Raw genomic sequence first — 19044 nt, forward strand, 5'->3', positions numbered from 1 at the left:
TTTTTACTACGGTTTTTTTCCTGCTTGCGCCTTTTTTTAGTTCGAAATGGTTTCTGGTTTCAAATAGACTGGAGTATTTTAGTGGGATTTGCTTCGGTGCTTGCACAGCAATTTACAAATAGTTCAAAAGAAAAAATCATACCTAAAACTACGTCAACACAAAAGACAATATGATATTAATCTATTTTTCTTCTTTAAAAAATCCTTCATGATCCTTAAAAATAACATTAAGTCCAAATTGAAAAGAAAGACTATTGGCTTTTGACAGGTCATTATATTCTAAAAGATTATCAGCCAGAACATATAAATTGAGTTTTCCAAGTTGTGCTGATAATCCCAAACCTATATTCTTATAAGAATAAGAATCTAAGGTATAGGTAGCTTTCATTTGTAAATTATGGAGAATATTTCTTCTGTAATAGGTCGTAAAAGCCATAAAAGGCGTTCGTGGAGTTGACATAACAAATAATTGAGCTCCCACAGCATTTCGATATTCGGAATCAGTGCCGCTACAATTACAGTCTTCACTTCTTGAATCGTCAAATGAATATTGAATAGACGAATTAAACTTCGCGGGACGCCAAGTAGTATATTTAGTGTATAATGTATCTAATGGAATAGCTTCTTTAAATTCCTGATATACATTCCCTGCAGAACCTCCATTTGTAAATTTTGGAGTTATTCCATCGTATTTGTAATATCCTTTAAGTGTAAAACTCTCTACATCCTTAGTATGTTTTATAAATCCAACGTCAACAATACTTGCGGTAAACTGAATATTTTTTTTGGGATAATACGTAAGTCCAGCGTCAAAACCAAGTCCTAAATCACCTCCAAATAACGCTTTTTTAGAAATATCTTTTACCACATCTCCGGAATAATTCTCATCGATATATTTTGAAATCCCAGCAGTATTGAGTTGTAAATCAGAAGAAATAACTTGCTCGTAAATCCCTTCATTAGAAGGAATCGTATAAATATATCCCGCGTTTTTAGTCGAAGTGGCATTAAAAGCACTGGAATAAATTTTTCCTCGAACCCCAACAATTAATTTCTCATTTATATTTTTATGATATCCAATATGAAGAACCGAAACCATTTCAGCCTTTACATTCAAATCTCCCAAATCAAACACTTTTCCTAAATAATCACTATTTCCGTCCAAGGCAAGTATAGCTAAATCTTTAGGCATATAGCTCAGAAAATCAAATTCGTGATACATCCCAAAAGAAACATAGGCTTTGTTTTGCCAATCCCCTATTTGAAAACCGCCATTAAATAATTCTATCTGTTCGTTTATTGCAGCTTTATCCCTTCTGGTAGTTGAGAATACGATATTCCGCAATTTTACGTTAAAATTAACCCCGTCATTTGCAAATAAATCATAGGCAGAGAATCCGCTGGAGCCAATATTTGCAGAAACACCTGACAATAACGGAATTCCAAAATACCATTTATACTTCACATCAGAACCAGGATTAGTCATCAAAGACTGAGGAACCGAAGTGAAATTATATAAAATTTGTTTGTTTTGAGAAATGCATTCAACCGATACAAATAGAACAAAAAGCAATATTATTTTTTTCATTCTACAACTAAATAAGCGGTTACACTTGAACGCAATTTTAAACTTCCGGTACTACTCTCACTTAATATTGGACCAGGCAGCATTCTAAGAATAAAAGCAATTTTAGTGGTTCTTTTCAACAAATCAAGTTTCGCATTTGCAAACACATCAGTTTTAGTGACCAAATTTTCAACGCCAGCATAAGCAGGTATAGCAAAATTAGTAAAATAAAGAGCCTGATTATTTTTGTCCAGATAGACTAAATCTATAGTATAGGCTCTCTTTATCGTATTATTGATTTCAAAAAAGAATTCAGCTTTTGCTAAATTATCTTTAAAAAAAGTATCATTAAAAATATCAATAGTTGGTGTGTCAGCACTTATAGGTTGCTCGACACCATTAGTCACAAATTGATTTGCGGGAATATCAAAATAAGCCAGATTTGAAATAAAAATAGGTTCTAATTTGAAATCATTGACCTGATTAAAATCAAGATCACTTGTACATGAAGCGGAAAATAGGACTAGAACTACTATTCCAAAAATCCTATTAAAAACCAGTGGTTTCATATTATTATTCATTAAAATCAATCTAATTATTATAAACTCCGAACGCATCAAAGTTCTTATTATTATTATTATTTACAGATATGATAAAATTTAAAATCCTTCTTTTTTCTAATGAAATTCTCCAAATAATTTAGAAGCCTCATTATAAGCACTTTCAAAACTCATCGGACTACTATTTGTATTTTCTTTTTGTGAAGTAAAGTAAGACAATAATTTTTCTGTAGGCATATTTCCTGTTAAATCATCCGTGGCCATAGGGCATCCGCCAAAACCTTGGATTGCTCCATCAAAACGTCGACAGCCCGATTTATAAGCAGCATCAATTTTTTCAAACCATTTATCAGGCGTGGTATGAAGATGTGCACCAAACTCTATTTTGGGATATTTTGGAATTAAATTTGAAAATAAATAGGAAATTGTATTTGGTGTAGAACTCCCCACCGTATCCGAAAGCGAAAGAATTTTCACCCCCATATCAGATAATTTTTCGGTCCACTCCCCTACAATATCTGTGCTCCAAGGATCACCATAGGGATTACCAAAACCCATAGAAAGATACGCTACCACTTCTTTACTACTATTATCAGCAATTTCTAGAATTTCTTGTAACGTGATTAAAGATTCTGCTATTGTTTTGTGTGTATTTCGCATTTGAAAATTCTCAGAAATTGAAAACGGAAAACCTAAATAGTGTATTTCAGGGTGAACAGAAGCTAAAGATGCACCTTGCGTATTGGCAATAATCGCAAGAAGTTTACTTCTGGTTTGAGACAAATCAAGTTGTTCCAAAACTGCTGCGGTGTCCTGCATTTGTGGAATCGCTTTTGGCGAGACAAAACTCCCAAAATCTATGGTGTCAAATCCTACGCGCAATAAAGACTGTAGGTAAGACACCTTTCGATCTGTAGGAATAAATTGTTTAATGCCTTGCATGGCATCGCGTGGACATTCTATAATTTTTATTGGCTCCATAGAAATCCAAAGATAGAAAAACAATTATGAATTTTAAATTATGAATTTTAAATTTCGCTAAATTGACATTATTACACATATAGGTAATAATTAAAAATATTACATCATTTGGTAATTTAAAACCTATAATCTTTCTAAAATTTTCTTGTTTATTGCTTTTACTAAAGTTGGCCCTTCATAAATAAAACCGGTATACAACTGTACTAAACACGCTCCTGCTTCCAGTTTTTCTATAGCATCGTCAGCAGAATGGATTCCTCCAACTCCAATAATAGGGAAGGCTTTATTGCTTTTTTCTGATAAAAATCGGATGACCTCGGTGGAACGTTTTGTCAATGGTTTTCCTGACAATCCACCCATTTCTGTTTTGTTTACGGATTGCAATCCTTCTCTTGAAATAGTAGTATTAGTAGCAATAACTCCAGCGATTTTGGTTTCTTTGATAATATCAATAATGTCCAGTAATTGTTCATCCGTTAAATCAGGAGCTATTTTTAGGAGAATTGGCTTTTGTTTTGGCTTAGCCAAATTCTTATTTTGCAAGGTTTGCAATAATTGTGTCAACGGTTCCTTGTCTTGTAAAGCGCGAAGATTTGGCGTATTTGGCGAACTCACATTCACCACAAAATAGTCCACATAATCATACAACGCATCAAAACAAATTTCGTAATCTGAAGTTGCTTCTTCGTTTGGTGTTAGTTTGTTTTTCCCAATATTCCCACCGATTAAAATATCTTTATTGCTTTTTAATCGTTCTACAGCTTCCTGAACACCACCATTATTAAAACCCATTCTGTTTATAATTGCGTTATCTTCTTTTAGACGGAACAACCGCTTTTTAGGATTTCCTTCTTGTCCTTTTGGGGTAAGAGTACCAATTTCGATAAAACCAAAACCAAAGTTAGACAATTCTTTATACAACTTGGCATCTTTATCAAAACCAGCAGCTAAACCTACGGGGTTTTTAAATTTTAATCCAAAAACTTCTGTTTCTAATCTTGGGTCATTTACCTCATAAAGCGATTTAAAAATAAATGAAAATCCTGGAATCTTAGACAAAAAACGAATCAATGAAAAAGTAAAATAATGAACCTTTTCTGGATCAAAACAAAAAAGTATCGGGCGAATAAGTAATTTATACATGGTTGTTATTTTGGTGGTGCAAAAATAGAATTATCTATTCGATAATTAAATATTTGGAAAATAATTTTATAAATCATTTTTCATTTACTGAAAAAATGATTAATTGCACAAACACCACTTAACATTTTATCCAATTAACTATTATTAGTGTTTTTTATTAAACTAAAAAAACTGATGCCTTATAAGATTTTTTGCATTCGTTAAATTACATATATTTACTCGAAATACATTTCGAGTAAATATTTTGTACTTTAGATAAACATAGGTTTTACATCTATAGAAAACAATTAGCTAAATTTAATTTTAAATTATAATTACGAATACTTTTTTATATTAAACTAAATTCAATCCAATATGATTAATCACAAAAAAAACTGGCACGAAAAACACGTTGAAACATTAAACATTGGCAGTCGTTTAGCAGATTCGGTCGCAAAAGGAATGGGTTCTTGGAGATTCATTATTGTTCAAACAATTTTAGTAGTCGTTTGGATGGCATTGAATTTGGTTGGGTTTATGTATCACTGGGATGTGTATCCCTTTATTTTACTAAACCTGCTTTTTTCAACTCAGGCAGCTTATGCGGCACCTATTATTATGATGTCCCAAAACAGACAAAATGATAGAGACAGAGTTCAAGCGCAAGCGGATTACCAAACTAATATAGAAGCAAAACTGGAAATAGAAGCTTTGACAATAAAATTAAATAAACTAGAGGTAGAGAAATTAGATGTAATTATTACCATGTTGCAAGAAATGAAAAAAAATACTGCAAAATAAAAATCTATTAAAACGGTTTAGATCCAATTATAGCTTTTATAATCATTAAAAAAGCATGTAATATCTTCATTTATTATGCTAAGTATTTAATTAAACCTTCGTTTTTTTTAACGCATTCGTTTCAGTTTGTTTTATTAGAAATAAAGAAAAGACAAACTATTCTCAATAAAATGATTCTCTAAATAAACTGTATATTTGTATCTCATTAAAATATACTTTATGCAACATATTATTGACCGTTTCATTGGTTATGTAACTATAGATACCGAATCTGATTCCAACTCAGAAACTACGCCAAGCACAGAGAAACAATGGAATTTAGCCAATAAACTAGTGCAGGAATTGGAAGCTATTGGAATGCAAGAAGTAACAATAGATGACAAAGCCTATATCATGGCTACCTTGCCAAGTAATGTAGACCATGAAGTGCCTGTGATTGGATTTATTTCTCACTTTGACACTTCTCCAGATTTTAGTGGTGCAAATGTGAAACCCCAAATTGTTCCTAATTATGATGGCAAAGACATCGTGTTAAATGCCGATAAAAACATTGTATTATCACCTAGTTATTTTAAAGATTTGTTGCTTTATAAAGGACAAACGCTGATTACTACTGACGGAACAACCCTATTGGGAGCTGATGATAAAGCCGGAATTACCGAAATTGTCACCGCAATGGAATTCCTTATCCAAAATCCAACTATCAAACACGGAAAAATCAGAGTTGGCTTTACACCAGATGAAGAAATTGGTCGCGGGGCCCACCATTTTGATGTGGCTAAATTTGGAGCGGAATGGGCATACACTATGGATGGTAGCCAAGTAGGCGAATTGGAATATGAAAATTTTAATGCGGCTGGTGCCAAAATTATTTTCAAAGGAAAAAGCGTTCATCCCGGTTACGCCAAAGGTAAAATGATTAACTCCATGTTGATCGCCAATAATTTTATAAATGAATTACCAAAAGATGAAACACCCCAAGAAACTAGGGGTTACGAAGGCTTTTTTCATGTGCATCACTTAACAGGAAGTATAGAAGAAACAGTTTTGGAACTTATCATTCGGGATCATAACAAGAAAAAATTTGAGAAACGCAAAGAATTGATTGAGAAAATCACTCGGAAAATCAATAAGAAATTTGCAAAACAATTTGGCGAAGACATCGTTATTACTGAGATAAAAGACCAATATTACAATATGAAAGAAAAGGTTTTACCTGTAAAACATATTGTGGATATCGCAGAAAAAGCAATGAGAGAATTGGATATAAAACCGCTTATAAAAGCGATTCGTGGTGGAACCGATGGTTCTCAATTATCCTATAAAGGGTTGCCTTGCCCTAATATCTTTGCCGGTGGCCATAATTTTCACGGAAAATACGAATATGTCCCTGTAGAAAGTATGCAAAAAGCAGTTAACGTAATTGTAAAAATTGCCGAATTGACTGCTGCTGGTGATTTCACTAAAACGGAAGAAATAGCTAAAAATAAAAAATAATTGGAACCTCTAAAAACCAATACACACATTTGGGATAAAAACAATAGTTGGTCAGAAGAATTAGAATTTCTGAAATCAATTATTGCTAAAACCGAACTCATCGCAACCACAAAATGGGGCGGTTGTGTTTATGTGCTGAATGGTAAGAATGTGCTTGGAATTGGGGGATTTAAAAAATATTTCACGATTTGGTTTTTTAATGGTGTTTTCCTGAAAGATGAAAAACAAGTTTTGGTTTATGCGCAAGAAGGTGTTACCAAATCTTTGCGACAATGGCGTTTTTCATCCAAAGATGAAGTCGATGAAGTAGCCGTTTTAAATTATATTCATGAAGCCATAGAAAATAACAATCAAGGAAAAAATCTTAAACCTGAAAAAGGAAAAAGTATCGTTTCTCAACTTTTACAAAAGGAATTAGAAGCTGATGTGAATTTAGCGGAAGCTTTTCTAAAATTCTCCCCTTACAAACAATATGAATTTTTAGAATATATTGAAACCGCGAAACGAGAAGAAACCAAACGTTCTAGAATCAATAAAATAAAACCACTGATATTAGCCAACATTGGTTTAAACGACAAATACAGATAAAATCTAATCCCAATTCTGAAGTTTCAGGTTGGGATTTTTTTATTCAACCTCATCACAATCACTGCACAATAGCTCTCTATACGAGATTCATTTTAACAACAGCTCCTGAAGCTTTTGAAAAGAAACCTTGCTAATTTAAACGCTCTTCGTTACTTAGTATTTATGGCAATCAGAATAAATTATGCGAACCATTCTGAAAAACTTAACATTAGCAAGTGTAATAAATCACTATATTTACTTACAATCGCTTAATAATTTATTAACACCAAGAACAACTATAGGTTTAATTGTATCAAATAATACTAAAACTACAAATTTATGATTCAAAAGAAAGAAGCGGAAACTGTTCCAGTAACTCCCGAAAAACCTGAAATTGATAAGCCCGTTAGCGCTAAAAAAACTAAAGTGACCAAACCCTCGGAAGAACCAGTTGAAATTATAGAACCGGTAATTGAAGAAATCATAACGGAAACTATAGAAATTTATGCCATCAATCCCGAGGATGACAGTGAAGTTTCTACTAAGAAAAAAAATAAAAACGAGACTAAAAAGAAAGTTAAAATGAAAGACAAAGACAAGAAAAAGGCTAAAAAAGCCGACGCTAAAGAAAAAGCAAAACAAAAAGCGAAAGCAAAAGCCAAGAAAGCAAAAAAAGCCAAAAAAGATAAAGCTAAAAAAGCGAAAGTCAAAGCAAAGCTAAAAGCTAAAAAAGCCAAAGCAAAATCTAAAAAAGCAAAGAAAGCAAAGAAGAATAAAAAATAATTTTGTTATTTTTTATTTAAAAAAAAGTCCCAATCCGAATAATAATCGGTTGGGACTTTTTTAATTCATTAAAGTGAAAATTACTTTTTATTTAGAGTAGCACTCATTTCCATAGAAATTGCGGAACGCTCCATTTTCAATTTTCCTGACATCGTTTCAACAACAACAGTTGTATCAGCTAACTCAGAAACTTTTCCGTGAAGACCACTTTTAGTAATGATTTTGTCTCCTACTTTCAAAGTGCTTTCAAATTCTTTTTCGCTTTTAGCCTTTTTTTGTTGTGGTCTGATCATAAAGAAATAGATTACCACAAACATTAATAGAAACGGCGCAAATTGAGTTAATTGTCCCATAATTTTAATTCTCTTTTTTTATTTATAAATATTACATTAAACCACGACCGGCTTTAATAATTTTTTTACTTGCCTCCAGTTCTTTTACTAAATTATCTAAAATTCCGTTGATAAAAATACTACTTTTTGGTGTAGAATATTCCTTGGCAACTTCTAAATATTCATTTAAGGTAACTTTTACAGGAATAGATGGGAATTTCAAAAATTCACAAATTGCCATTTTAAGAATAATGGTGTCAATTTCGGCAATTCTATCACTGTCCCAGTTTGGAGTTTTATCAACATATTCTTTGGCTAATTCCTTTTCGTTTAAGACTGTTTTTCTAAACAAATCTTTAACAAAGTCTTTATCCTCATTATCTTTGTATAATTTTGGAACTCTGAAATTATCATCCTCGCCAGATTTAATGACTTTCAATTGCTTGATGATGTGTGTATTCACTAAAGGAATATCATCAACCCAAGTCAATTTATCATCTTCTAAATATTCGTACAATTTTTCATTAGGTACAATTACTTCCATGAACAAATCAACGATAAACTGCCTGTCTTCTTCAAATGTATTGATAGAATTACTCATGTAATTTTCATACAATTTACTAGCCTTTATATCATTAAGAAGCAATAAAATATAATCGTCATTTAAAGTCCAATTATTAATTTTACGGTTTTCCAGCGCAATACTTAGTGAATTGTTTTCGGAAAGAATTTGAAAAATTTGATTTTTGATGAATTTTTCGTTGGGTTTGCGCTCCTCAGGAGTTGCTAGATGTTTAAGACTTGATTTATGTAAAAAGACAGTTTCTGTTTTACAAATTTCTATCAGGGAAGAAAGCATTATAAGGTATAAATCTTGAATATTGTCGATACTGTAAAAAAGGAATTTTTCTTCTTTTTCCAGATTATCTGAACCGCTTTGATGCATCGCATAAATGGATTGCATAACTTTAACGCGTATGTGTCTTCTATTTACCACCTTGTAAGAACTTTTATTAATTAGTCTGCAAAAATAAGAATTTCATTTTTTAAAATAAAATTAAAACGCTAAAAAAAGCTTTTGGTTCTAATTTAGATTATCCTATAAGAAAACAGTCGCAGAATTCAGTTATAATTTCCGGTTATACCCGAAAACTGTTACTGTAAACTGCGACTGTATACTAAAAATTAAAACTACTTCTTACTATTCTCTATCTTTCTTTGATCTATTCTATTTTGGGCAATCGTCAAAGCTGCATGGTGCGTGGTCATCTTATTTGCAATAGCAAAATCAATGATTTCTAACGTAGTGTTATAAATATTCTCTGTTTTACGCATGATTTCGGCTTTATCATAGTGAGCCAATTCCGCATAAACATTGATAATTCCACCGGCATTAATCAAGAAATCTGGGGCATACAGAATTCCTCGTTCCTGTAAAATTGCTCCGTGAATATTCTCATTTGCTAGTTGGTTGTTAGCCGCACCAGCAATTACTTTCGCTTTAATTTTATGTACTGTTGCATCATTTATAGTTGCTCCCATGGCACAAGGCGCATAAATATCAACATCGGCACTATATAAATCATCGCCTGTAAATATTTTTGCGTTGTACTTCGCTCCTACTTCATACAATCTTTCTTCATTAATATCAGTTATTGTTACCAGCGCTCCATCTTTTGTCAAATAATCAACCAAAGTTTCTCCAACATGACCAACTCCTTGCACCAAAACTTTTTTACCATCCAAAACATCCGAACCAAATTGATGTTTTGCAGCTGCTTTCATCCCCAAGTATACGCCATAAGCAGTCACAGGAGATGGATTTCCAGACCCGCCTCTTTCTTCAGAAATTCCAGTAACATAAGGCGTAACATCTCTTACGATATCCATATCCCTAGTTTCCATACCTACATCTTCGGCAGTAATATACCTTCCGCTGAGAGAATGAACGAATTCCCCAAACTTACGCATCAACTCAGGAGTCTTTTGGGTTTTGGCATCACCAATAATAACAGCTTTACCTCCACCAATATTCAATCCAGTTATAGCCGCTTTATAAGTCATACCACGAGAAAGTCGCAATACATCGTTTAATGCTTCCCATTCATTGGCATAATTATACATGCGTGTACCACCCAAAGCAGGGCCCATAACCGAATTATGAATACCAATAATTGCTTTTAAACCTGTATCTTTGTCATTGCAAAATACAATTTGTTCGTGATCGTCAAATGAAAGTTGACCAAAAACGGGATCCATTTTTTGAAGTTCCTTTCCAGTTGTGAAAGCTGCATTCATAAGTATTGATTTTCATAGTGATAAATTACGGATTCGTCAAAAAGACAAATCAAATTTACATAAAAAATAAACATATCCTAATATATATGCATTAAATTATCAATATCACAATAAAATAAAACAGCTAATTAATTTTAAGCAATATCAAAAATTGAATATTAATCAAAAAATAAAACTTTTTCAACACAGAATATCTTAAAAAAAATGAAAGAATTACGTTATTTAAATAAATATTTCATCAAATATAAATACAGCTTTTCCCTTGGTATTTTATTTACAATTATTGCACAAATATTTTCTTTGTTTACACCAAAATTGATTAGTAAATCATTTAAAGCAATTGAAGCATTTTCAAAGGACAAATCCGTTACTGTGGATGTCATCCAACAGGAATTAGTTTCAAATATTTTATTGATTATTGCCACCACCATTATTGCTGGCTTTCTTACTTTTTTAATGAGACAAACTCTTATTGTGATGTCACGCCATATCGAGTTTGATTTAAAAAATGAAGTTTTTAGACAATATGAAAACTTGTCTCAAAATTTCTACAAACAAAACCGCACCGGTGATTTGATGAACCGCATCAGCGAGGATGTTTCCAAAGTAAGAATGTATGTGGGACCCGCTGTTATGTATACAATTAATACGGTTATCCGTTTTGCAATTGTAATTGGTTATATGTATAATGTATCGCCGCGATTGACATTATACACGATTCTCCCTTTGCCGGTTTTATCGTATTGCATCTTTAAATTAAGCTCGGAAATCAATAAAAGAAGTACTATTTTCCAGCAATACCTGTCGAAAGTTTCCAGTTTTTCACAAGAAATATTTTCTGGAATCCGGGTAATTAAAGCGTATTCCTTAGAAGACCAACATCAGAACAATATGGTCGATTTGGCAAATGAAAGCAAAAGCAAGAGTTTGGATTTGGCAAAAGTGCAATCTTTATTTGGTCCTTTAATGTTGGCTCTAATAGGAATAAGCAACTTAGTTGTAATCTATTTTGGTGGTTTAATGTATATAAACGGGACAATAAAAAGCATTGGAACTATAGCCGAATTCATTTTGTATGTCAACATGCTAACGTGGCCTGTTGCTTCATTAGGATGGGTTTCGTCAATGGTTCAAGAGGCCGAAGCTTCCCAAAAGCGTCTTAATGAATTCCTAAAAATCGAACCGGAAATAAAAAACAAAAACCCAAATAAGTCTATTATTGAAGGTACTATTTCATTCGAAAATGTGAGCTACACCTATGAAGACACTAATATAGAAGCATTAAAAAACATTTCCTTTAAAGTAAAAAAAGGAGAAACGCTGGCAATTCTTGGTAAAACAGGATCTGGAAAATCGACTATTTCCTCTTTAATCTCTCGCATGTATGAAGTTACTGATGGAAGAATATCAGTTGATGGAAATGAAATAAGCACTTTGAACCTTTATGATTTAAGAAACAGCATCGGGATTGTTCCGCAAGATGCCTTTTTGTTTTCGGATAGTATTAAGAACAACATCAAATTTGGGAAAGAAAATGCAACTGATAAGGAAGTAGAAACTGCTGCAAAAAATGCGGTCGTACACGACAATATCATTGGTTTCAATAAACAGTATGACACTATTCTTGGCGAACGCGGAATCACACTTTCAGGCGGACAAAAACAACGCGTTTCAATAGCGCGAGCCATTATTAAAAACCCGGCTATTTTACTTTTTGATGACTGTTTATCGGCTGTAGATACGGAAACCGAAGAAGCTATTTTGAACAACTTATATGAAATTTGCAAGGACAAAACCACGATTATTGTCAGTCATAGGGTTTCATCTGCTAAAAATGCTGATAACATTATCATTCTTGAAGACGGGAAAATTATTCAACAAGGTTCTCATAATCAATTGATAAATCAAGAAGGGTATTATGCATCCCTTTATTTAAAACAACTTTCAGAAAAAGAATTACTATAATTGTTGTATAATAAATAAATTTTTATGATTTTTGATTGCTATTAAATAAAAAAATTGACAGAAAGGATTATGAGAGAAAATGACATGTTAGAAAAAGAAGAGATATTTTCTAAAGTTTTACGTGCTGGAAGAAGAACCTATTTCTTTGATGTAAGAGCTACAAAAGCTGATGATTATTACATAACGATTACCGAAAGTAAAAAATTCACCGAAGAAGACGGATCGTTTCATTTTAAGAAACACAAGATTTATTTATACAAAGAAGACTTTGCTGCTTTTGCAGAAATTCTTGGCGAAATGACTTCCTACGTTTTGAACCACAAGGGCGAAGAAGTAATCTCTGAAAGACACCAAAAAGATTTCAAAAAAGAATACGCATCTGACAAAACAGATAATGATGAAATCCTACCACAAACATCAATTTTTACGGATATAGAATTTGATGATATTTAATTATTAATTGCCTACTTACAAAACGAAAAAGTCCAAAATCTTAATGATTTTTGGACTTTTTTTATATTTACCTATACTATAACTATTAGAAATAATCGTTGTCTTTTTTATTTCGATTTAAATTATATATTTTTATTCCAAAATAATTCTTCTAAACACTTTTTATATTTGTAGACGAATTTATACTAGTTAAATATTTTAGAATGGAAATAAAATTATTAATTATCCCAGGACTGGGTGATTCCAGAGAAGACCATTGGCAAAGCTATTGGCTCAAAAAATATAAAAATGCCACTAAGGTAGTTCAGGACAATTGGGATGAACCTATTCGAGAAGAATGGCTTGAAAGACTCAATGAAGCAATACTGAAATTAGATTCTCCAACAATTTTGGTTGCACACAGTCTTGCGGTTTCTTTAGTGATGCATTGGACTTCTGCCAATAGCAATCCTAACATAATAGGCGCTTTACTGGTTGCACCCGCAGATGTAGATTCTCCCGAACATACACCAGAAAAAATTTGGAACTTTTCACCTATACCCTTGTCAAAACTACCCTTTCCTTCGATAGTAGTTACAACTGAAAATGACCCCTATATTTCGTCACAAAGAGCAGAATATTTTGCTGAAATGTGGGGAAGTGATTTTATAAATATTGGTCAAAAAGGACATGTGAATTCGGAATCAAATCTCGAATTTTGGGAAGAAGGACAAATGCTATTGCAACAATTGATTGATAAAATTAACAATTAATTTTTTACCCAATTTGTAATCCATTTTCAATTTTAAAATCAGGAGCCAATAAAACAACATCTCCCTCACCTCCTACTGCACCTAGAACGAGACATTCACTCATGAATTTTCCAATTTGTTTCTTAGGAAAATTGACCACAGCAACAATTTGTCGGTTGAGCAAATCATCTTTTTGATAGCGTTGGGTGATTTGCGCGGAAGTTTTCCTGATTCCGATTTCTGGACCAAAATCTATTGTTAACTGATAGGCGGGTTTTCTAGCTTCGGGAAAGTCATTTACTTCTAAGATAGTTCCCACGCGCATTTCTACTCTTTCAAATTCGGACCAAGTTAGCATCATTTTTATTTAAGCTTAAAGTTATTAACAAACTATTTTATAATCTAAAATAGCATATTAAATTTAAAACACAATCCTTTTTTCTTAACTTTAAACCTTAAATTCTAAACGAGAAAAACTTCAATGTCAAAAACTGCTTCAAAAATGGTATCACTTGGAACTGTTGCTCCAGAATTTTATTTGAAAGACACCAATTCAAACGAATGGTTTTCCTTTTCAGATTTAAAAGGCGAAAAAGGAACTTTGGTACTATTCATCTGTAATCACTGCCCGTTTGTGCGCCATGTAATTGAAGAAATTGTTATGATTGCTAATGATTATCGCGTTCAGGGAATAGGAGTTATTGCCATTTCCAGCAATGATATCTCAAAACATCCAGAAGATGCCCCGGAATTGATGACAGAATTCGCTTTCGAAAACAAAATGGAATTTCCGTATCTATATGACAAAACACAAGAAGTTGCTAAAGCATACGACGCAGCTTGCACACCTGATTTTTTCCTGTTTGATGACCAAAATAAATTAGTCTATCGCGGTCAGTTAGACGACAGCCGGCCGGGAAATGGAATTCCGCTTAGTGGAAACGATTTGCGTGGTGCGATTGACGGCGTGGTTTATAATCGGATAATTAATCCCAATCAAAAACCAAGTATAGGCTGTAATGTAAAATGGAAATAATTCCATTTTACACAAAACACACTGACTTACAATAGGATAATTTTTTTATTTGTTGCAAAAACAAAAAAGTTACAACTATTTATAGAAATTCTATAATACCATTTTTGTCAAATACATCTAATTTTACAAGACTAGTAATACTAAATTCATCTTGAAAAACAGTACATATTATGGAAACAAATCAAATTAACAGAAGCGAATCACTTAGTGAAGATAATTTTTCTGGATCGAAAATGTCCACGGATAAATACATTGTAACAGCACCAAATGTAAAACTATATGTAAAAGATTATGGTGAAGGAAAGCCAGTAATCCTTATTCATGGCTGGCCACTATCTAATGAAATGTGGGAATATCAAATTGATACTTTGGTTCAAAATAATTTTAGAGTTATTGCTTATGACCGTCGCGGTTTTGGAAAATCCTCACAACCATGGAATGGCTATGATTATGATACTTTGACAGATGATTTAAAAGCTATTATTGATCAATTAGATTTAAAGGAAGCTACGCTTGTTGGATTTTCTATGGGAGGCGGCGAAGTTGTACGTTATTTTAGTCGTCATGGTGGAAAAGGAGTTTCAAAAGCGGTATTAATATCTTCCGTAACTCCATTTCAATTGAAAACAGATTCTAATCCAGATGGTGTTCCACAAGAAAAATACGATGGTATGGCGGAACAAATTAAAGACGACCGAATTGGATTTCTGGATAGTTTTGGGAAAACATTTTTCGGAGTGAGTTTCATCAGCAAACCCATCAGCACTCCCTTATTAGATTATTATAGAATGCTGTGTTCTTTAGCGTCACCACGCGCGACTTTAGAGTGTGCCAAGTCATTTTCCACTACCGATTTTCGTAGAGAAATGGCTTCAGTAAATGTGCCCACATTAATTATTCATGGCGATGAGGATAAAACCGTCCCTATTGAAATCACTTCTGAAATAGCAACAAAACTAATCCCCGATAATAAATTTATTGTTTATGAAGGAGCGCCACATGGTTTATTTTATATTGAAAAAGACAAATTAAACAAGGATTTGCTTGAATTTTTAAATTCAGAAAACTAAATAAGGAATTCCTTAAAATATTTGCACAAAAAAACCCAAAACTATTCGTTTTGGGTTTTTTAATTTTATCTGACAACTGAAACCAGTGATCTGAATTAGATTATTTTACGTCCATTAATTCTACGTCAAAAATCAATGTAGCATTTGGTGGAATTGCTCCTCCAGCACCACGAGATCCGTAACCTAAATGAGCTGGAATCACGAAACGTGCTTTGTCACCTACGCGCAACAACGCAATTCCTTCATCCCAACCTTCAATAACGTTTCCTTTTCCTAATGGAAATTCGATTGGTTTTTTACGAGGATATGAACTGTCAAAAACTTTACCATCTGGAAGTTGTCCTGTGTAATGTACCGAAACAGTTTTCCCGTTTTCTGCTTTTTTACCTTCCCCTCTTTGGATGAATTGGTAACGCAAACCACTTTCTGTTTTTTCGAAACCTGCAGCCAGTTTTTCCATAGCTGCTTCAGCATCTGCTTTTAAAGCGGCATCACGTTTATTACGTGACCCTTTGAAAGTGATAAAAGCTTCAATTGCATTCCAATTTTTAGCTTCTTCTCCTTCTCTGATAATTTCTAAAGATTCCAAAACATCCCCTTGCTGTACCGCATCGACAACATCCTGACCTTCTACTACATGTCCAAAAACAGTATGTTTGTTGTCCAACCATTCTGTTGGAATGTGTGTAATGTAAAATTGAGAACCATTAGTTCCAGGTCCTGAATTAGCCATAGCCAAAATTCCCGGACGGTTGTGTTTCAAACTTGGATGAAATTCATCATCAAATTTATACCCTGGGTCTCCAGTACCTGTTCCTTGTGGGCAACCACCTTGAATCATGAAATCAGGAATTACTCTGTGGAATTTTAATCCGTCATAAAACTTAACCCCTTGTGGTTTTACTTTATTTTCTATGTTTCCTTCTGCCAATCCTACGAAGTTCCCAACTGTCCCCGGTGTTAATTCGTGCTCTAGTTTTACTAAAATAGCACCTCTTGTGGTGTTGAATTTAGCATATATTCCGTTTTCCATTTTTGTATAATTTTTATTGAAGGGCAAATTTACGAAATTAATTTTAAAAAGGGAATTTGCGGATTTGGTTATTTGAAAGTTTTGGGGTTTAAACAGGAATGTAATTTAGAACGTATTTTAAATTAAAACCTCCTAATTCCACAAAATCCTAGCCCAGATTGAAACGGCATCCTTTCCTTGCTTTCTTTAAGCAAGGAAAGATAGAGTGAAAAGCTGGAAATAGCTCCTGATGAAAAGTTTAATCGCTTATTTGGTTATTCGCTTATTTGGAAATTTTGAGTCTCAAAAACTTTGTACCTTTGCACCTTTCCAACTAAGATTTAAAATTATGCGCATTGATATTGTTACCGTTCTGCCAGAATTATTACGAAGTCCGTTTGAGGCTTCGATCATGAAACGTGCCATCGACAAAGGATTGGTGGAAGTCCATTTTCATAATTTACGGGATTATACCACAAACAGACAGAAAAGTGTGGACGATTATCCGTATGGCGGCGGTGCCGGAATGGTGATGACAGTGCAGCCCATTGATGCTTGCATTACGCATTTGAAAAGCGAAAGAACGTATGACGAAATCATTTATATGTCGCCAGACGGGGAAACCCTGAATCAGAAAATGGCGAACACGATGTCGATGTATGAAAATATTATTATCCTTTGCGGACATTATAAAGGTGTAGATCAACGGGTGCGCGACCATTTTATTACCAAGGAAATTTCGATTGGTGATTATGTATTGTCTGGTGGAGAACTGGGTGCTTTGGTATTATCGGATGCTTTAATCCGCTTGATTCCGGGTGTTTTAAGTGATGAAACCTCAGCGTTGACGGATAGTTTCCAGGATGGATTATTATCCGGACCTATTTACACACGCCCAGCAGATTATAACGGATGGAAAGTTCCTGATGTTTTGACTAGCGGAAATTTTGCCAAAATAGATAAATGGCGGGAAGATATGGCGTATGAACATACTAAGACCAGAAGACCGGATTTGCTGGAGGAGTAGTTTTCAGTTTTCAGTCGCAGTTTTCAGTTTTCAGTGTAGGAATGAATAAAAAAGTTTTCAGTCGCAGTTTTTAGTTTTCAGCGTAGGAATGAATAAAAAAGTTTTCAGTCGCAGTCGCAGTTTTCAGTGGAGGAATGAATAAAAAAGTTTTCAGTCGCAGTTTTCAGTTTTCAGTGGAGGAATGAATAAAAAAGTTTTCAGTCACAGTCGCAGTTTTCAAAGCACAATTTGTAATCTCTGAAAACTGGGACTGGAAACTGGGACTAAAAACTTAAATACACAACATGGATTTTAAAGAATTATTAGCATTTCAAAAGTCGTTTCAGTTAGCAATGGACATTTTTATCTTATCGAAATCTTTTCCAAAAGAAGAAAAACATTCCCTCACAGATCAAATTCGACGTTCTTCGAGAAGTGTTTCCGCAAACATTGCTGAGGCATATAGAAAAAGACGTTATATTAATCATTTCATCAGCAAATTAACAGACAGTGATGCTGAAAATTCAGAAACAAATGTCTGGCTGGAATTTTCTTTAAAATGCGAATATATAAATATTGAAACCTATAATGATTTGAATAACAAAACTATTGAAATTGGAAGACTAATTAATTATATGATTAATAACCCTGACAAATTTGGATGTAAAATTTAGTCATTTCTTTTAGTCGAAATATACTGAGACTGAAACTGCGACTGAAAACTGACTAAAAAAACTTGTAGATTAAAACAAAAGTTGTACTTTTGCGCCCAGATTAGATTAACCTCTGGCGAGATCCGTGAATGTTGATTTAATAAAAACCATAATTAAAATTATCATGGCAGATTTAATGAAATTCGTTCAAGACGAATTAGTAGCTAGAAAAGATTTTCCTGTTTTTGGAGCTGGTGATACTATCACAGTTTACTACGAAATTAGAGAGGGTGAAAAAACTAGAACACAGTTTTTTAAAGGAGTTGTTATTCAAAGAAGAGGTTCTGGTAACACAGAAACTTTTACTATTCGTAAAATGTCAGGTGCTATTGGAGTAGAGCGTATCTTCCCAGTAAACTTACCTGCTTTACAAAAAGTTGAAATCAACAAAAAAGGTGCAGTTCGTAGAGCTAGAATTTTCTACTTCAGAGAACTTACTGGTAAAAAAGCTAAAATTAAAGACAAAAGAAGATAGTCAACTGTCTCTTTACTATAAAAAAGTCCCAACAATGTTGGGACTTTTTTTTGCTAATTTTTTCCCATATAAATT

21 protein-coding genes are annotated in these 19044 nt (G+C 33.2%); 12 read left to right on the forward strand and 9 right to left on the reverse strand.

Annotation, left to right across the window (positions count from 1 at the left end; translation table 11 throughout):
• Positions 1 to 181: 181 nt before the first annotated feature.
• The 4 genes from ACNQGG_RS15795 to ACNQGG_RS15810 all read right to left on the reverse strand — a co-directional run bounded on the left by ACNQGG_RS15795 (position 182) and on the right by ACNQGG_RS15810 (position 4251).
• Positions 182 to 1588, reverse strand: a complete 1407-nt coding sequence (locus tag ACNQGG_RS15795; RefSeq protein ID WP_417965572.1) for a DUF5723 family protein — start codon at positions 1586 to 1588, stop codon at positions 182 to 184.
• The gene (locus ACNQGG_RS15800; protein WP_417965574.1) at positions 1585 to 2136 is read right to left on the reverse strand and encodes a hypothetical protein; all 552 of its coding nucleotides are present in this window, start codon (positions 2134 to 2136) and stop codon (positions 1585 to 1587) included. Before ACNQGG_RS15800 ends, ACNQGG_RS15795 begins: the two co-directional genes overlap by 4 nt.
• A 108-nt stretch (positions 2137 to 2244) precedes the next feature.
• On the reverse strand, positions 2245 to 3108 hold the full coding sequence (locus tag ACNQGG_RS15805; RefSeq protein WP_417965577.1) for a hydroxymethylglutaryl-CoA lyase: 864 nt from the start codon (positions 3106 to 3108) through the stop codon (positions 2245 to 2247).
• Between the two features lie 123 nt (positions 3109 to 3231).
• Positions 3232 to 4251 (reverse strand): quinone-dependent dihydroorotate dehydrogenase, encoded by a 1020-nt coding sequence (locus ACNQGG_RS15810; protein ID WP_417965579.1) that lies wholly within the window; start codon positions 4249 to 4251, stop codon positions 3232 to 3234.
• A 354-nt stretch (positions 4252 to 4605) separates the two neighbouring features.
• Here ACNQGG_RS15810 and ACNQGG_RS15815 point away from each other — a divergent pair, with 354 nt between their 5' ends.
• From ACNQGG_RS15815 to ACNQGG_RS15830, 4 genes are all read left to right on the forward strand, one after another.
• Positions 4606 to 5031, forward strand: coding sequence for a DUF1003 domain-containing protein (locus ACNQGG_RS15815; protein WP_417965581.1), 426 nt, complete (start codon positions 4606 to 4608; stop codon positions 5029 to 5031).
• A gap of 219 nt (positions 5032 to 5250) precedes the next feature.
• The gene (pepT, locus tag ACNQGG_RS15820) at positions 5251 to 6528 is read left to right on the forward strand and encodes a peptidase T (RefSeq protein ID WP_417965583.1); all 1278 of its coding nucleotides are present in this window, start codon (positions 5251 to 5253) and stop codon (positions 6526 to 6528) included.
• Positions 6529 to 7116, forward strand: a complete 588-nt coding sequence (locus ACNQGG_RS15825) for a YdeI/OmpD-associated family protein (protein ID WP_417965585.1) — start codon at positions 6529 to 6531, stop codon at positions 7114 to 7116.
• Between the two features lie 318 nt (positions 7117 to 7434).
• On the forward strand, positions 7435 to 7878 hold the full coding sequence (locus ACNQGG_RS15830; protein ID WP_417965587.1) for a hypothetical protein: 444 nt from the start codon (positions 7435 to 7437) through the stop codon (positions 7876 to 7878).
• An 80-nt stretch (positions 7879 to 7958) separates the two neighbouring features.
• Here ACNQGG_RS15830 and yajC read toward each other — a convergent pair whose 3' ends face one another.
• The 3 genes from yajC to ACNQGG_RS15845 all read right to left on the reverse strand — a co-directional run bounded on the left by yajC (position 7959) and on the right by ACNQGG_RS15845 (position 10508).
• Entirely contained in the window at positions 7959 to 8231 is a 273-nt protein-coding gene (gene yajC, locus ACNQGG_RS15835) for a preprotein translocase subunit YajC (protein ID WP_417965589.1), read from the reverse strand.
• Between the two features lie 31 nt (positions 8232 to 8262).
• Positions 8263 to 9174 (reverse strand): transcription antitermination factor NusB, encoded by a 912-nt coding sequence (nusB, locus tag ACNQGG_RS15840; protein WP_416856811.1) that lies wholly within the window; start codon positions 9172 to 9174, stop codon positions 8263 to 8265.
• Between the two features lie 227 nt (positions 9175 to 9401).
• Positions 9402 to 10508, reverse strand: coding sequence for a Glu/Leu/Phe/Val family dehydrogenase (locus ACNQGG_RS15845; protein ID WP_417965591.1), 1107 nt, complete (start codon positions 10506 to 10508; stop codon positions 9402 to 9404).
• A gap of 204 nt (positions 10509 to 10712) precedes the next feature.
• On the opposite strand from ACNQGG_RS15845, the gene ACNQGG_RS15850 reads away from it, so the two are divergent.
• The 3 genes from ACNQGG_RS15850 (at position 10713) to ACNQGG_RS15860 (ending at position 13678) form a co-directional block, all read left to right on the forward strand.
• Positions 10713 to 12473: an ABC transporter ATP-binding protein gene (locus ACNQGG_RS15850; protein ID WP_417965593.1), complete on the forward strand. Its 1761-nt coding sequence runs from the start codon at positions 10713 to 10715 to the stop codon at positions 12471 to 12473.
• A 69-nt stretch (positions 12474 to 12542) separates the two neighbouring features.
• Entirely contained in the window at positions 12543 to 12926 is a 384-nt protein-coding gene (locus tag ACNQGG_RS15855; protein WP_417965595.1) for a PUR family DNA/RNA-binding protein, read from the forward strand.
• 203 nt (positions 12927 to 13129) lie between these two features.
• Positions 13130 to 13678: an RBBP9/YdeN family alpha/beta hydrolase gene (locus ACNQGG_RS15860; protein WP_417965597.1), complete on the forward strand. Its 549-nt coding sequence runs from the start codon at positions 13130 to 13132 to the stop codon at positions 13676 to 13678.
• A 4-nt stretch (positions 13679 to 13682) separates the two neighbouring features.
• Here ACNQGG_RS15860 and ACNQGG_RS15865 read toward each other — a convergent pair whose 3' ends face one another.
• Positions 13683 to 14018: a tRNA-binding protein gene (locus ACNQGG_RS15865; RefSeq protein ID WP_417965599.1), complete on the reverse strand. Its 336-nt coding sequence runs from the start codon at positions 14016 to 14018 to the stop codon at positions 13683 to 13685.
• Between the two features lie 120 nt (positions 14019 to 14138).
• Here ACNQGG_RS15865 and ACNQGG_RS15870 point away from each other — a divergent pair, with 120 nt between their 5' ends.
• A complete protein-coding gene (locus ACNQGG_RS15870) occupies positions 14139 to 14693 on the forward strand; it encodes a thioredoxin family protein (protein ID WP_417965601.1) in 555 nt (184 codons plus the stop codon).
• Positions 14694 to 14863: 170 nt separating this feature from the next.
• The gene (locus ACNQGG_RS15875) at positions 14864 to 15763 is read left to right on the forward strand and encodes an alpha/beta fold hydrolase (RefSeq protein ID WP_417965603.1); all 900 of its coding nucleotides are present in this window, start codon (positions 14864 to 14866) and stop codon (positions 15761 to 15763) included.
• Between the two features lie 100 nt (positions 15764 to 15863).
• Here the strand turns inward: ACNQGG_RS15875 and ACNQGG_RS15880 are convergent, their stop codons facing one another.
• The gene (locus ACNQGG_RS15880) at positions 15864 to 16796 is read right to left on the reverse strand and encodes a peptidylprolyl isomerase (RefSeq protein WP_417965605.1); all 933 of its coding nucleotides are present in this window, start codon (positions 16794 to 16796) and stop codon (positions 15864 to 15866) included.
• A gap of 328 nt (positions 16797 to 17124) precedes the next feature.
• Here ACNQGG_RS15880 and trmD point away from each other — a divergent pair, with 328 nt between their 5' ends.
• The 3 genes from trmD (at position 17125) to rplS (ending at position 18969) form a co-directional block, all read left to right on the forward strand.
• Positions 17125 to 17802 (forward strand): tRNA (guanosine(37)-N1)-methyltransferase TrmD, encoded by a 678-nt coding sequence (gene trmD, locus ACNQGG_RS15885; protein WP_416856786.1) that lies wholly within the window; start codon positions 17125 to 17127, stop codon positions 17800 to 17802.
• A 284-nt stretch (positions 17803 to 18086) separates the two neighbouring features.
• Complete coding sequence (locus ACNQGG_RS15890; protein ID WP_417965607.1) at positions 18087 to 18455, forward strand: four helix bundle protein; 369 nt, start codon at positions 18087 to 18089, stop codon at positions 18453 to 18455.
• A gap of 163 nt (positions 18456 to 18618) precedes the next feature.
• Entirely contained in the window at positions 18619 to 18969 is a 351-nt protein-coding gene (gene rplS / locus ACNQGG_RS15895) for a 50S ribosomal protein L19 (protein WP_416843693.1), read from the forward strand.
• Positions 18970 to 19044: the final 75 nt, after the last annotated feature.

Source organism: Flavobacterium esculini (genome assembly GCF_048284325.1).
GTDB lineage: Bacteria > Bacteroidota > Bacteroidia > Flavobacteriales > Flavobacteriaceae > Flavobacterium.

What these genes read in the sequence shown, in the direction of transcription:
- ACNQGG_RS15795 (WP_417965572.1), bottom strand. Translation starts at nt 1,588, where the DNA reads ATGAAAAAAATAATATTGCTTTTTGTTCTATTTGTATCGGTTGAATGC.
- ACNQGG_RS15800 (WP_417965574.1), bottom strand. Translation starts at nt 2,136, where the DNA reads ATGAAACCACTGGTTTTTAATAGGATTTTTGGAATAGTAGTTCTAGTC.
- ACNQGG_RS15805 (WP_417965577.1), bottom strand. Translation starts at nt 3,108, where the DNA reads ATGGAGCCAATAAAAATTATAGAATGTCCACGCGATGCCATGCAAGGC.
- ACNQGG_RS15810 (WP_417965579.1), bottom strand. Translation starts at nt 4,251, where the DNA reads ATGTATAAATTACTTATTCGCCCGATACTTTTTTGTTTTGATCCAGAA.
- ACNQGG_RS15815 (WP_417965581.1), top strand. Translation starts at nt 4,606, where the DNA reads ATGATTAATCACAAAAAAAACTGGCACGAAAAACACGTTGAAACATTA.
- pepT (WP_417965583.1), top strand. Translation starts at nt 5,251, where the DNA reads ATGCAACATATTATTGACCGTTTCATTGGTTATGTAACTATAGATACC.
- ACNQGG_RS15830 (WP_417965587.1), top strand. Translation starts at nt 7,435, where the DNA reads ATGATTCAAAAGAAAGAAGCGGAAACTGTTCCAGTAACTCCCGAAAAA.
- yajC (WP_417965589.1), bottom strand. Translation starts at nt 8,231, where the DNA reads ATGGGACAATTAACTCAATTTGCGCCGTTTCTATTAATGTTTGTGGTA.
- nusB (WP_416856811.1), bottom strand. Translation starts at nt 9,174, where the DNA reads ATGCAATCCATTTATGCGATGCATCAAAGCGGTTCAGATAATCTGGAA.
- ACNQGG_RS15845 (WP_417965591.1), bottom strand. Translation starts at nt 10,508, where the DNA reads ATGAATGCAGCTTTCACAACTGGAAAGGAACTTCAAAAAATGGATCCC.
- ACNQGG_RS15850 (WP_417965593.1), top strand. Translation starts at nt 10,713, where the DNA reads ATGAAAGAATTACGTTATTTAAATAAATATTTCATCAAATATAAATAC.
- ACNQGG_RS15855 (WP_417965595.1), top strand. Translation starts at nt 12,543, where the DNA reads ATGAGAGAAAATGACATGTTAGAAAAAGAAGAGATATTTTCTAAAGTT.
- ACNQGG_RS15860 (WP_417965597.1), top strand. Translation starts at nt 13,130, where the DNA reads ATGGAAATAAAATTATTAATTATCCCAGGACTGGGTGATTCCAGAGAA.
- ACNQGG_RS15865 (WP_417965599.1), bottom strand. Translation starts at nt 14,018, where the DNA reads ATGATGCTAACTTGGTCCGAATTTGAAAGAGTAGAAATGCGCGTGGGA.
- ACNQGG_RS15870 (WP_417965601.1), top strand. Translation starts at nt 14,139, where the DNA reads ATGTCAAAAACTGCTTCAAAAATGGTATCACTTGGAACTGTTGCTCCA.
- ACNQGG_RS15875 (WP_417965603.1), top strand. Translation starts at nt 14,864, where the DNA reads ATGGAAACAAATCAAATTAACAGAAGCGAATCACTTAGTGAAGATAAT.
- ACNQGG_RS15880 (WP_417965605.1), bottom strand. Translation starts at nt 16,796, where the DNA reads ATGGAAAACGGAATATATGCTAAATTCAACACCACAAGAGGTGCTATT.
- trmD (WP_416856786.1), top strand. Translation starts at nt 17,125, where the DNA reads ATGCGCATTGATATTGTTACCGTTCTGCCAGAATTATTACGAAGTCCG.
- ACNQGG_RS15890 (WP_417965607.1), top strand. Translation starts at nt 18,087, where the DNA reads ATGGATTTTAAAGAATTATTAGCATTTCAAAAGTCGTTTCAGTTAGCA.
- rplS (WP_416843693.1), top strand. Translation starts at nt 18,619, where the DNA reads ATGGCAGATTTAATGAAATTCGTTCAAGACGAATTAGTAGCTAGAAAA.